The following is a 12,627-nucleotide window of genomic DNA, read 5'->3' on the forward strand; positions in this document are numbered from 1 at the left end:
ATGCTGAACACTCGGCCACTTGATCGAGATACGCATGCCCCATCGCGCAACACTACTGGGTATTCCCCGTTCGTTTTCGGGTTTTCCACTTTTGCCCTTGGCCGCCACGCTGATACTGAGCGGCTGCCAGCTGTCACCCTCTCTTTTTGACGGTGAAACCAACGCTCATGTTGAAGACCCAATGGTGAAGGCACCGCCTATTACCAGCGGGCTAGATGCCGCTGGGTTACGCACCCTGCTAACCGCAGAGCTGGCCGGACAACGCGGCGATTACCGCTATGCGGGCCAGGGATATCTTGAGGCCGCCCAGCGCTACACGTCACCAGGGCTGGCCGAACGGGCCACGTTCGCCGCGCGCTTTGGTAATGATGCCGCACTAATGGAAGCCGCCGCGCTGCGCTGGCGTGAATTAGACCCTCGGGCAGAAACACCCAACCGCCTGCTTGCCTCACTATCACTCCAACGGGGTGACTGGCTGGATAGCTTAGAGCAGCGGCTAGCCATTGCTGAATCAGGCGGCAATGGTGAAATTGCCCCCTTCGCTGAAATCGCCGTCGCCGAAGAGGCACCGCTTAACCTGCTAGCACAGCAGCTACGCAGCTATCTTTCACGGCCGGAGGTTTCCCAGCGCGAGTTTCACAGCGATGTGCTGCTGGGTACCGCTCTGATCGAAGCCGCCCTGGGAGAAACGCAAACCGCCCAGCGCTATTTAGATGAAGTAGAACAGCAAGAGCCAGAGTCCGCCGCCCTGTGGCTAGCTAAAGCACGCCTTGCGCTGGAAACTGGCGACCACCGCGGCGCACAGCAGGCGGCCCAGCAAGGCCTTAGCCTAGCGCCTGACGACGTGCGCTTTATCTTAATGCTGGCCCAAGCAGAAATACGCCTCAACAACATTACCGCCGCCGAAGTGCAAACCAATGCCCTATTAGAGAGCCACGGCGGCAACCAGGATTTACGCATTGCCTTGGCGCAGCTCTATTTAGAAGAAGGGCACAGCGAGCCTGCCTATCGGCTGCTACAGCCGCTCATTGGTCAAGAGAACATACCCAACATTGCCTACTTCTTATTAGGTGCTATTGCCCAATCCCAAGGAGAGGTCGATAACGCCCTCCTCTACTACCGCCAAGTGTATGAAGGTGATGAATTTTTAGCCGCCAGGTCGGCGGCGGCTCGCATGCTCATTGAGGATGATCGTTTACTCGACGCCCGCGCTTTTCTACGCATTGAGCGCATGCGCCACGACGCCTATTTCGGTGACCTCGTAAGGTTAGAAGTGCAACTGCTGGACGAGTTGTCGCTTCAAGAAGATGCCACCGCCCTGCTGGATCGGGAAATTACCCGCACCCCAGATGACACTAGCCTGCTGTACCTTCGCGCCATGCGCGCCTGGGAGATGGGCGACTTAACAGGCATGGAGCGGGACTTACGGCAAATCTTACGCACCGAGCCCAACAATGCTGACGCGCTAAATGCCCTAGGTTACACGCTCGCTGACCTTAATTACCCGGAAGACTGGAAGAAGCTCGTGAGCTTATTGAGCGTGCCTACGAAGCGGACCCAGATAACCCGGCGGTATTAGACAGCATGGGCTGGGTGTATTTCCGCCTCGGCAAACCCGACGATGCGCTGGCATGGCTAGAAAGCGCCTACGCGCAGATGCCCGACCAAGAAATTGCCGCGCACTTAGCCGAGGTGCTTCATTCACTAGGACGCAGTGACGAAGCGCGCCAGCTGATTGCACGCATTCTGCAAAGAGCCACCTACCATCCTCAAATTGATGATTTACTTGAGCGTTACCCTGAACTTACACCACCCAGCGCGCCCTAAGGCTTACTTCTTTACCGTTGCTAGTTTTTACCCTTAATAGACAGCACTGACATGGAGCCAGTTATGTTGACCTCTTGTTTGAACAGCGCGCCAGTGAGCACCTCTTCCGCATCACTCTATCGTTCTGCCCGCCTATGGGTGGCCGCCCTGGCGGTGGCTGCCCTTGCCGGGTGCGCCAGCCAAGCGCCGATGGATGAAGGCGGCCGCCAAGCCGGCCAGTGGGAGCGCCAACAGGCAGATGTGGAAGCGTTCGAGAGCTGGACCCTGGTCGGCAAAGCGGGCCTACGCACTCCAGAAGAGAACACCAGCGCCAACCTGGACTGGAACCAAACCCCCTACTACTTCCGCATGCTGATTAGCGGCCCCTTTGGCGGTGGTCGCAGCGTACTGGAAGGCCGCGAGGGTCGCTTCTCACTGACCACCAGTGAAGGCCGTTTTGAAGCAGAAACCCCGGAAGCCTTAATGGAAGAGCAGCTTGGCTGGTCGTTGCCAGTGCGCGCCATGCCTGACTGGGTGCGCGGCCTGCCCGGCGACCACGCCAGCTACCAGCTCGAAACTGACGAACTCGGCTTCCCGAGCCACCTCCAACAAGATGGCTGGGAAATTGATTATCGCGACTGGGAGCAGGCTGAAGGCATGTGGCTACCGCGCCGCTTGGTCATGAACTACGGCGATGTACGCATTACCCTGGTAGTTAATCAGTGGCAGGCCTCCGAATAGAGCGCTCGGGCTGGCAAGCGCCAGCCCTCTTTCATACGTTTACATACGTTAGCCAGTAGAGAGACGGCATGCCCGCAACACCCCGCACACTCACCCTACCCGCCCCGGCCAAGTTAAACCGCATGCTGCATATTGTGGGCCGCCGTCAAGACGGCTACCACGAACTGCAGACGCTGTTTCAGATTATCGACCTCTGCGATTATCTAAGCTTCAACCTGCGCCAAGACGGCGTTATCGAACTGACCACATCGATGGATGGCGTAGCGCACGATGACAACCTTATTGTGCGTGCAGCAAAGCGGTTGCAGCAGGCCAGCGGCACCCACCTTGGTGCTTCTATATCAATTGAGAAGCACCTGCCCATGGGCGGCGGCCTGGGTGGCGGCAGCTCCAACGCGGCCACCGTACTTAAAGGGCTCAATCAGCTCTGGCAGCTTGGGCTCAGCGATGCCACCCTGGCAGAGCTGGGCTTAGCGCTAGGTGCCGATGTACCCGTCTTCGTTTTAGGCAAAAGCGCCTGGGCCGAAGGCGTGGGCGAAAAATTAACGCCCGCGACCCTCGACACCCCGTGGTTTGTGGTCATCCACCCAGGCATTAGCGTCTCAACCCCCGCAATCTTCCAAGACCCGGAATTGACACGCGACAGCCTCCCCATTACTATGGCGCGCGCACTGCAGGGGGGAGTGGCCGAGTGGCGTAATGACTGCGAAGCTACCGTCAAAAAACGCTACCCGCGTATCGCGGAAGCACTTGACTGGCTCGCGCAGCACGCACCTAGTCGGCTGACGGGCACTGGCGCCTGTTTGTTTGCAGCTTTTGAGTCACAAGAGGCTGCGCAAACGGTGGCTGAACTAGCTAATCAGCGCTGGCAAGCGTGGGTCGCGCGCGGACTTAACACCTCTCCCCTACAAGATGCTCTGGGCTGCTGAAAGCGCCCGGTCATCGCATTAGGTTATTGCTGGGGTATCGCCAAGTGGTAAGGCACCGGTTTTTGGTATCGGCATGCCCAGGTTCGAATCCTGGTACCCCAGCCAATTCTAATGTTGATCTGCGTTTTCTCCCCTGATCCCCAACACTGCAAAGGTGGCTGCGCGTGTCAAAATTGATGGTTTTCACCGGGAACGCCAATCCCGAACTCGCTCAAAAGATTGCCGAGAGCTTAGACAGCCGTATGGGTAACGCAACGGTTGGTCAATTTAGCGACGGCGAAATCGCGGTCGAGATCAATGAGAACGTGCGTGGTAAGGATGTGTTCATCCTGCAATCCACCTGTGCCCCCACGAACGACAACCTGATGGAACTGATCCTGATGGTCGACGCTCTGCGTCGCGCCTCGGCTGCCCGTATTACGGCAGTGGTTCCTTACTTTGGTTATGCCCGCCAGGACCGTCGTGTACGCTCCGCCCGCGTTCCCATCTCAGCAAAAGTTGTGGCTGATATGATGGTGAAAGCAGGCGTTGACCGCGTTATGACCATGGACCTGCACGCCGACCAAATTCAAGGTTTCTTCGACGTACCGGTTGATAACGTTTACGGCTCCCCGATCCTGCTGGACGACATCGAGCGTCAAAACTACGACGACCTCGTGGTTGTTTCCCCCGATGTTGGCGGCGTTGTGCGTGCCCGTGCCATCGCCAAACAGCTGAATGCTGACTTGGCTATCATTGATAAGCGTCGCCCCCAGGCTAACCAAGCCCAGGTGATGCACATTATCGGTGAAATCGAAGGCCGCACCTGTGTGGTCGTCGATGACATGATTGATACCGCTGGCACACTGTGTAAAGCCGGTGAAGCTCTGAAAGATCACGGCGCTGCGCGCGTCGTCGCGTATGCTACGCATCCGATTTTGTCCGGCCCTGCGGTCGACAACATCACCAACTCTGTACTGGACGAGGTTGTCGTGACCGACACCATTCCGCTCGCCGACCATGCGCGTCGTAGCGGAAAGATTCGCCAGTTGAGCGTTGCTGGCCTGATTGCGGAAGCGATTCGCCGCGTCAGCAACGAAGAATCCGTCAGCGCAATGTTCCACTAACGCCTGACGTTATAAGCCCCCACCTGGGGCCCTGGAAACGTCGTCGTCTGGTCGCGGACGGCGGCGTTTCCTTACTTAAACCAAGAGGCAAATTCCATGTCTGATTTTATCCTGCAAGCCAGCGTTCGTAACGACCTGGGGAAAGGTGCGAGCCGCCGCCTGCGTCGTGCGAACCAACAAGTACCGGCCGTTGTATACGGCGGTGAGAAAGGCGCTCAGTCTATCTCTGTAGAAAAAACTGCTTTCTACAAAGCGATTGAAGACGAGGCCTTCTTCTCCTCTGTCATCAAACTGGTGATCGACGGTAAAGAAGAGCAAGTGGTTGTTCGTGACCTGCAGCGTCACCCGTTCAAGCCGCTGCTGACCCACGCTGACTTCCTGCGTGTTGATGCTACTCACGAAATCACCATGAACGTGCCGCTGCACGTGGTGAACGAAGAGAAGTGTGTAGGTATCAAAGACCAAGGCGGCGAACTGCACGTCCTGGCTAACGAAGTCGCCATCAGCTGCTTGCCGAAAGACCTTCCGGACTTCCTGGAAGTGGACATCAGCAACGTTGAGCTGGGTACTACCCTGCACCTGTCTGACCTGACCCTGCCGGCTGGCGTCACTTCTGTTGACCTGTCCCACGGTGAAGAGCACGACAACGCCATTCTGAGCATCACCAAAGTGAAAGTACGTGGCGGTGACGAAGAAGAAGGCGAAGGTGAAGGCGACGCAGAAGCCAGCGCCGAGTAAGCCTTGCTAAAGGTGCTGCCAGCGTATGCTGACCAGTGCCGCCTGGGCCATGCCCGCATGGCCCAAGGATGTTAAAATCAAGCGCTTCGGCGCTTGATTTTTTTTTGCAGGCGTGGCGCTACCCTGCTTATCTGCAAAGCAGCTGCCAGTGAGTCAACGACATATCTTCCAGAACCGTTGGAGGTGGGAAAATGAGCCAGGTAACGGCCATTATAGGACTGGGCAACCCAGGCGCAGAATACGACGCCACCCGCCATAATGCGGGCTTTTGGCTAGTGGACGCCATTGCACGCAGCGCCCACACCGAACTGCGTCCTGAGAAAAAGTTTTTAGGGCTATACGCCAAAGCCCGCGTGGGTGACCATGAGCTGCACCTGCTCAACCCCACCACCTTTATGAACCGCAGCGGTGCGGCTGTGGCAGCGCTAACCCAGTTTTTTAAGCTTACCCCAGATAACCTGTTGGTCGCTCACGATGAGCTTGACCTCCCCCCTGGGCAGTCACGCTATAAAACCGGCGGCGGGCACGGCGGCCACAACGGGCTGCGGGATATTATTAGCGCGCTGGGCAACCAAAAAGAGTTCCACCGCGTACGGATTGGCATCGGCCACCCCGGCGAGGCGCGCCAAGTAGTGAACTATGTACTAGGCCGCCCTGGCAAAGCCGAACAAGAAGCCATTGAGCGCTCGTTGGATGAGTGCCTAGCCACGCTTCCGCTTGCGCTTTCCGGCGACTGGGCTAAAGCCATGAACCGCCTACATAGCGTAAAATAGCAGCACGTTTTCAGCACACATTCTCTACGCGTTACGCACGCGCTTTTTTCACACTTGGCAGGCGCTTTATTGGTAGCGCCGCCCTAGCGGCCAGGAAGTTATTTATGGGCTTTAACTGCGGTATTGTCGGCCTACCCAACGTAGGCAAATCCACGCTGTTCAATGCGTTGACGAAGTCAGGGATTGATGCAGAGAACTTCCCGTTCTGCACCATCGAACCCAACGTTGGCATCGTCCCGATGCCAGACCCACGCCTGGATGCGCTAGCGGCCATCGTAAAGCCTGAGAAAGTGCTGCCCACCACCATGGAGTTTGTGGATATCGCAGGCCTCGTGGCGGGTGCCTCCAAAGGTGAAGGCCTGGGCAATAAGTTCCTGGCCAACATTCGTGAAACCCAAGCCATTGCCCACGTGGTGCGCTGCTTCGATAACGACAACGTGATCCACGTCGCCAACCAAGTAGATCCCCGCGCCGACATCGAGACCATCAATCTTGAGCTCGCCCTGGCCGACCTAGACACCGTCGAGAAAGCCAGCCAGCGCCTGCTGCGCTCAGTGAAAGGCGGTGATAAAGACGCCATTGCCACCAAAGCCGTGCTGGACAAAATCCTGCCGCATCTTGCCGAAGGCCAGCCGCTGCGCAGCTTTGGCCTGGATGACGACGAAAAACGTCAGGTAAAAAGCTTTGGCTTTTTGACCCTCAAGCCCACCATGTACATTGCTAACGTCAATGAAGATGGCTTTGAGAACAACCCCTACCTGGATATCGTCAACGAGATCGCCGCAGAAGAAGGCGCGATTGTGGTGCCGGTGTGCAATCAGCTAGAAGCGGAAATTGCCGAACTCGAAGATGAAGAACGCAGTATGTTCCTCTCCGAAATGGGCATGGAAGAGCCGGGGCTAGATCGTGTGATTCGCGCGGGCTACTCACTGCTGGGCCTGCAAACCTACTTCACCGCTGGCGTGAAAGAAGTACGCGCCTGGACGGTAAGAGAAGGCGCCAGCGCTCCAGAAGCCGCCGGTGTGATTCACACCGACTTCCAGAAAGGCTTTATCCGCGCCGAAGTCATCGCCTATGACGACTACGTCACGCTGGGCGGCGAGCAAGGTGCCAAAGATAACGGCAAATGGCGCTTGGAAGGTAAAGACTACATCGTCAAAGATGGCGACGTGATTCACTTCCGCTTTAATGTCTAACGCCTAAAACAAATAAATGCTTGACGGGTGGCGTATCTCTGAGTAATATTCGCCCCCGTTGAACGGCTACGTAGCTCAGCTGGTTAGAGCACATCACTCATAATGATGGGGTCCCCTGTTCAAATCAGGGCGTAGCCACCAACACCGAATACCGCTAGCAATAGCAGAAGCCCGCTGACTCAGTCAGCGGGCTTTTTCGTTTCTAGACTTTTCTTGGTCAGCTCAGGAGAGCGTCGGGCGGTTCAGGAACACCGTCAGCGCCCGCGTCAGGTAATCCACATCTCGCGTACCAGACGTTTCACGAATCGAGTGCATCGCCCACTGGGGCAATCCTACGTCGATGGTCGGCACGCCTACTTCTGTGGCGGTAATCGGCCCGATGGTACTACCACAGCCCATATCTGCCCGCGTGACGAACGACTGCACCGGCACATCCGCCTCGCGGCACACATCCCGGAACAGCGCGCCGGTGACGCTATTGGTCGCGTAGCGCTGGCTGGCATTGACCTTGATCACCGGGCCGCCGTTAATGGCGGGGCCGTGGCGCTCATCGTGCTTGTCGCGGAAGTTCGGGTGCAGCGCGTGGGCGTTATCGCAGGAGATCATCAGCGACGACTGAATCAGTTGAATCAACGACTCCTCGCTACCACCGCCTACCTGGGCATTCAAACGCTTCAGCACATCGCCTAAAAACGGCCCTTGGGCACCACAGGCGCTGGCACTACCTACCTCTTCATGGTCGTTCGCCACCAGCAGCGCACCCTGGCTAGCATCACACTCCAGCAGCGCCTCTAGGCCCACAAAGCACGACAGCAGGTTATCCAGCCGCGCGCTGGCCAGCAGCTCTTTGCGCAAACCAATCAGTGAAGGCGGCTGCACGTCGTAAAAGCCCAGCTCAAAATCCACCACTTCTACGGCACGCAGGCCGTGCTGCTCTTCTAGCCACTGGGCTAGCAGATCATTCAGCTTGGCCGTATCACTCTGCATTAATACCGGCGCCATCTGCGTTTGCGGATTGATGGGCCGCCCTGCATTCACGTCGCGGTCCATATGGATCGCGAGGCTAGGAATCATCGCTACCGGGCGGTCCACGTTAAGCAGCACGCTCTCTAAGCGGCCATCGGCATGGCGTACGTGTACCCGGCCTGCCAAGCCTAAATCGCGGTCAAACCAGGGCGCTAACAGCACGCCGCCATATACCTGCACGCCAAGTTGTAGCCAGCCGGCTGAATATTGCGTGGCGTTGGGCTTTAAGCGTAGCCCTGGGCTATCGGTATGAGCACCCAGCATGCGCAGGCTGGTTAACTTACCAGCGGGCAGCTGAAAAGCGATCACAGACGAATCGTTACGCGTCACGTAGTAGCGCTTTCCTGGCACCAACTGCCAGTTCGCGGTCTCTTCCAGGCGCGTAAAGCCCGCCTGCTCCAAACGCTGGGCCATGCTGTGGGTGGCATGCCATGGCGTAGGCGACTGCTGTAAAAAATCGCACAGTCGCGTTAAACGTTCCGCGTTGAAAGCCTCGGACATGGAATTCCTCATAACAGTAATGATTGAGTCTCACAGGGGAAATGACCTGCTACAATGCTCCCTCGGCCTACGCAACTCATAGGCTAACTGCGTGTCTAGGGAAGAATGAGTGTACACAAATCCGGGAGAGCTTGACTGATGAGCTTGTTTGCAACGCTTTCGCGCTCGGTCGCCCTTGCCGTAATGCTGGTGATCACCAGCCCGGCAGCGCTGGCGCAACTCGCGCCGACCGACGAACAACGCCAAGCGGCAGTAGAAATTGCGGACTCGCTCCGCTACGGCCACTATGCTGATATCAATTTTAACGAGCAGTGGTCACAGGAAGCTTTCCAGCGCTATCTGGATATTCTAGATGGTCAGCGCGCCTACCTGCTCAGCCGTGATATTGAACCCTATCGCCATCTTGAAAAAGACATGGCCGAAGCGCTTTTTAATGGCGAGCTAGACGACGCTTTTGCGCTCTACAACCGCCTGAGCGAGCGTCATACCGCACGCCTTGAGTGGCTGCTGGCACGCCTGGACGAAGGGCTCTCGCTTGAATTTAATAGCGACGAGCGCTTAGAAGTTGATCGCGAAGATGCCTCCTGGGCTACCCGCGAAAGCGAGCTGGACGAACTGTGGCGCAAGCGGTTGAAAAACGATGCCCTGACCCTCGCCATTACCGACCAGGACAGCGAGCAGATCGAAGATAACCTGCGCCAGCGCTACGAAGGCCAGCTTTCACGCTTACGCCAAGCAGAATCAGAAGATGTCTTTGGCCTACTGATGGCGGCCGTGTCAGGCACTATCGACCCCCACACCGGTTACCTCTCCCCTCGCCAAGGTGAATCCTTCGATATCCAGATGAGCCTCTCACTGGAAGGCATCGGCGCACTGCTACAAGCAGACGGTGAGTACGTTAAGGTTTCCAGCCTAGTGCCCGGCGGCCCAGCAGAGCGCGCAGGCGTGCTAGAGCCCGCCGACCGCATTATCGCCGTCGGCCAAGAAGAGGGTGAAATGGTCAACGTCGTGGGTATGCGCCTGGACAACGTGGTTGACCTGATTCGTGGCCCGAAAGGCTCCGTGGTGCGTCTGGATGTGGTGCCTGCCCAAGCCGTGGATATGACCCGCTCGCAAATCGTCGAAATCACCCGCGACACGGTCAGCTTGGAAGATCAGGCAGCTGACAGCGAAGTGATTGAAGTTAAACGCGACGGCGCGCCCCACCGCATTGGCGTGATTAACGTGCCCACGTTCTACGTGGATTTCGACGCCTGGCAGGCCGGTGAAGAAGAGTACCGCAGCACCACCCGCGACGTGGCCCGTGAAATCGACAACCTCAAAAAAGAGGGTGTTGAAGGCATCGTGCTGGACCTGCGCAACAACGGCGGCGGCGCACTTCAAGAAGCCAACTCGCTGATCGGCCTGTTTATTGACCGTGGCCCCACCGTGCAAGTACGCGATGCCCAGGGTCGCATTCAGCTGTATGGCGATGCCGAAGCAGGCACCGTTTATGACGGCCCGCTGACCGTGCTGGTGAACCGCTTATCAGCCTCGGCGTCTGAAATCTTCGCCGGTGCCATTCAGGATTACGGCCGCGGCATTGTGGTCGGCGCGTCCACCTTCGGCAAAGGCACCGTTCAAACCCTGAACGAGCTTAGCCACGGCCAGATCAAACTCACCCGCGCCAAGTTCTACCGTATCTCTGGCGACAGCACCCAGAACCGCGGCGTCGAGCCAGACATCACCTTCCCCAGCCTGATTGACCCAGAGCGGATTGGTGAGAGCAGCCTGGACAACGCGCTGGCCTGGGACACCGTGCAAAACGTTCAGTACCGCCGCTACGGCGAGCCGGAACGTGTGCTGCCGACGCTGATTACTCGCCATGAAGAGCGCGCCAAAGAGAACCCTAACTTCCGCTACTTGGAGCGCCAGTCTACTCTGGCCCGCCAGTTGCGCGAGCAGCACACCAGCGTCAGCCTGAACCGCGAGCAGCGCCAACGCGAGCTAGAAGCCCAAGAAGCCGAACAGCTCTCGCTGGAAAAACCAGCGCCGCCGCGCCCTGGGCCTGCCGGAACTGGAAGAGTGGATGGATGCGCGTAGCGACGGCACAGCCGCTACCGAAGAGGCAGAAACAGACGCAGAGAACGAAAGCGACGAAGAAGAGATGCCCGTGGACCGCGCCCACGTGCTGGAAGCCGCTGAAATCCTGCTCGACTATGTTCACCTTCAAGATACCCAGCGGATGGCCAAGCGCTAAGTAATGGCTTGACCAGCACTAGGTACGAAGACGCCAGCCCTCGGGCTGGCGTTTTTTTGTGGGTGCTTGCTTGAACCGAACCGCTGCTAGCAGAGGGCAGCGCGCCGCGCCGGGCGGTCGCCCATACGCGCCAAGCGCTGCGTCAGCGCCTCCAGCTGCAGCGCACTCCCCTGCGCACCTGATTCAATAATCGACTGCGCCCAGGCAGGCAGCTGCGGCGCTAAACGGTAGTAGACCCACTGCCCTTCCCGCTGATCCATCAGTAGGCCGCACTGGCGCAGCTGCGCCAAATGGCGAGACACCTTCGGCTGAGACTCCTCTAGCGCATAGGTCATCTCACACACGCACAGCGACTGCTCCTGGGCAATCAGCAGCACCAGCATCAGCCGCGTTTCATCGCTCAAACACTTAAAGACCTGCAGCGCCTGCAGGCTAGTCGCTTTCCCCACGACACCTTCCTACGCCATCAATTGAGGAGGCTAGTTTACGCCAAGGTGGGAGGGAAGGCTAAGGGGTTGGGTTGAAGGAATAGGTATTTAGGTATGGTAAAACGCTCAAGGTGGAGAGTAACACCAGGTGCGGAGCAGGAGTCGAAAACCAATGGGCATACATGTTAATTAGCACCATTATCAGAATAAGAAAAAACAATATACCAACACTGCATTTTAAGCCCTACCAAAGACTGCCTCCCCCCTCACGAAAATACATACTGAAGACACACATAAAAGGCTTACTGAGCAATTTAACATCATCACATACCAACTCATATCCAACGCTCAAAGCAGCTCATAAGCAAAGCAAGATCCAAACAGGAAAAACCAACCTTTTGCGATAACCACCGCTTATAAATTGAAATTTAAAAACTCCTCAAACCCTACTCCCCCTTCATCAATATAACCTTTATTGTGCATTTCCTTGAACCAATTTAACAGGGCATTATACTGAACAGACTGAGATTCACTCTTTACTGGGAGCATATGCTTTATCCAAAGCGAGACATGATCCTCAGTACATTTTTTCTTTCTTGAAAAAATATCTGCAATACGGATTATTCCGGCAGCAAGCTCTTTACTTACAACATCTTCTGGAAATGACCAATGAGCCGAGCCCAAACAGTCTGTATATAGTGCTACTTGCTTCAATTGATCTAACAACTCTGGGTGATTTGAATTTGGATCTGCAACCTTTGATAAACCCTTTAAACTCCTAGCACCTTCAAGCATTAGATCAACCGCAATCCAGTGGGCATTCTTGTCTTTATGGGACCTGAATTTTTTCCAACCATCTTTAAGCTCCTTGCCGTCCTTTGCTAAGGAAAGAGACCTCAAGATTGAAGCCTTGCCTGATTCCTCAATCGAAAGAATGGCTAAGGCAAGTCCAGTTGGATATCGATCATTGTCAAAGAGTAGCTGAGGCATCCTCATAAAGCCTTCTAGCATTCTTTTGGGCAGCATTAATTCCAGATGCCACCTGAGATGCACTTAATCTCCCTTTGTACTGTTTTAAACCATGGGTCATCATGTCTCTCAAAACTGGAAATAATAATACCTGAATCCGTGAGACCGGCCCCCG

Annotated in this window: 9 protein-coding genes, 2 tRNA genes and 2 pseudogenes; 10 read left to right on the top strand and 3 right to left on the bottom strand. The window is 56.5% G+C overall.

Features of this window, described 5'->3' with window-relative positions; translation table 11 throughout:
- Positions 1-34 precede the first annotated feature (34 nt).
- The 9 genes and pseudogenes from B4967_RS08225 to B4967_RS08265 all read left to right on the top strand — a co-directional run bounded on the left by B4967_RS08225 (position 35) and on the right by B4967_RS08265 (position 7,430).
- Positions 35-1,827 (top strand): annotated as a pseudogene (locus B4967_RS08225) (tetratricopeptide repeat protein).
- 63 nt (positions 1,828-1,890) lie between these two features.
- The gene (gene lolB / locus B4967_RS08230) at positions 1,891-2,547 is read left to right on the top strand and encodes a lipoprotein insertase outer membrane protein LolB (RefSeq protein WP_083024635.1); all 657 of its coding nucleotides are present in this window, start codon (positions 1,891-1,893) and stop codon (positions 2,545-2,547) included.
- Between the two features lie 68 nt (positions 2,548-2,615).
- Positions 2,616-3,476, top strand: coding sequence for a 4-(cytidine 5'-diphospho)-2-C-methyl-D-erythritol kinase (gene ispE / locus B4967_RS08235; RefSeq protein ID WP_058577614.1), 861 nt, complete (start codon positions 2,616-2,618; stop codon positions 3,474-3,476).
- A gap of 30 nt (positions 3,477-3,506) precedes the next feature.
- Positions 3,507-3,581 (top strand) — tRNA-Gln (locus tag B4967_RS08240).
- 59 nt (positions 3,582-3,640) lie between these two features.
- On the top strand, positions 3,641-4,582 hold the full coding sequence (locus B4967_RS08245) for a ribose-phosphate pyrophosphokinase (RefSeq protein WP_172416021.1): 942 nt from the start codon (positions 3,641-3,643) through the stop codon (positions 4,580-4,582).
- A gap of 96 nt (positions 4,583-4,678) precedes the next feature.
- On the top strand, positions 4,679-5,320 hold the full coding sequence (locus B4967_RS08250; protein ID WP_083024637.1) for a 50S ribosomal protein L25/general stress protein Ctc: 642 nt from the start codon (positions 4,679-4,681) through the stop codon (positions 5,318-5,320).
- 191 nt (positions 5,321-5,511) lie between these two features.
- Entirely contained in the window at positions 5,512-6,093 is a 582-nt protein-coding gene (pth, locus tag B4967_RS08255; RefSeq protein WP_083024638.1) for an aminoacyl-tRNA hydrolase, read from the top strand.
- A 104-nt stretch (positions 6,094-6,197) separates the two neighbouring features.
- The gene (gene ychF, locus B4967_RS08260; RefSeq protein ID WP_083024640.1) at positions 6,198-7,289 is read left to right on the top strand and encodes a redox-regulated ATPase YchF; all 1,092 of its coding nucleotides are present in this window, start codon (positions 6,198-6,200) and stop codon (positions 7,287-7,289) included.
- A 64-nt stretch (positions 7,290-7,353) separates the two neighbouring features.
- Positions 7,354-7,430, top strand: a tRNA-Met gene (locus B4967_RS08265).
- Positions 7,431-7,511: 81 nt separating this feature from the next.
- Here B4967_RS08265 and B4967_RS08270 read toward each other — a convergent pair.
- The gene (locus B4967_RS08270) at positions 7,512-8,816 is read right to left on the bottom strand and encodes a M18 family aminopeptidase (protein ID WP_083024642.1); all 1,305 of its coding nucleotides are present in this window, start codon (positions 8,814-8,816) and stop codon (positions 7,512-7,514) included.
- A 138-nt stretch (positions 8,817-8,954) separates the two neighbouring features.
- Here B4967_RS08270 and B4967_RS08275 point away from each other — a divergent pair.
- Positions 8,955-11,055, top strand: a pseudogene (locus tag B4967_RS08275) (carboxy terminal-processing peptidase).
- Between the two features lie 86 nt (positions 11,056-11,141).
- On the opposite strand, the gene B4967_RS08280 reads toward B4967_RS08275, so the two are convergent.
- Both B4967_RS08280 and B4967_RS08285 read right to left on the bottom strand, forming a co-directional pair.
- Entirely contained in the window at positions 11,142-11,504 is a 363-nt protein-coding gene (locus B4967_RS08280) for a metalloregulator ArsR/SmtB family transcription factor (protein ID WP_083024644.1), read from the bottom strand.
- Positions 11,505-11,897: 393 nt separating this feature from the next.
- Positions 11,898-12,473 carry an AbiV family abortive infection protein gene (locus B4967_RS08285; RefSeq protein ID WP_161491488.1) on the bottom strand — a complete coding sequence of 192 codons (576 nt, stop codon included), beginning with the start codon at positions 12,471-12,473 and terminating at the stop codon, positions 11,898-11,900.
- Positions 12,474-12,627 lie beyond the last annotated feature (154 nt).

The sequence above is a fragment of the Vreelandella lionensis genome (assembly GCF_002087295.1).
GTDB lineage: Bacteria > Pseudomonadota > Gammaproteobacteria > Pseudomonadales > Halomonadaceae > Vreelandella > Vreelandella lionensis.

Excerpts from the sequence above, each read along its gene's own strand:
- lolB (WP_083024635.1), top strand. The coding sequence starts at position 1,891 with ATGTTGACCTCTTGTTTGAACAGCGCGCCAGTGAGCACCTCTTCCGCA.
- ispE (WP_058577614.1), top strand. The coding sequence starts at position 2,616 with ATGCCCGCAACACCCCGCACACTCACCCTACCCGCCCCGGCCAAGTTA.
- B4967_RS08250 (WP_083024637.1), top strand. The coding sequence starts at position 4,679 with ATGTCTGATTTTATCCTGCAAGCCAGCGTTCGTAACGACCTGGGGAAA.
- pth (WP_083024638.1), top strand. The coding sequence starts at position 5,512 with ATGAGCCAGGTAACGGCCATTATAGGACTGGGCAACCCAGGCGCAGAA.
- ychF (WP_083024640.1), top strand. The coding sequence starts at position 6,198 with ATGGGCTTTAACTGCGGTATTGTCGGCCTACCCAACGTAGGCAAATCC.
- B4967_RS08270 (WP_083024642.1), bottom strand. The coding sequence starts at position 8,816 with ATGTCCGAGGCTTTCAACGCGGAACGTTTAACGCGACTGTGCGATTTT.
- B4967_RS08285 (WP_161491488.1), bottom strand. The coding sequence starts at position 12,473 with ATGCCTCAGCTACTCTTTGACAATGATCGATATCCAACTGGACTTGCC.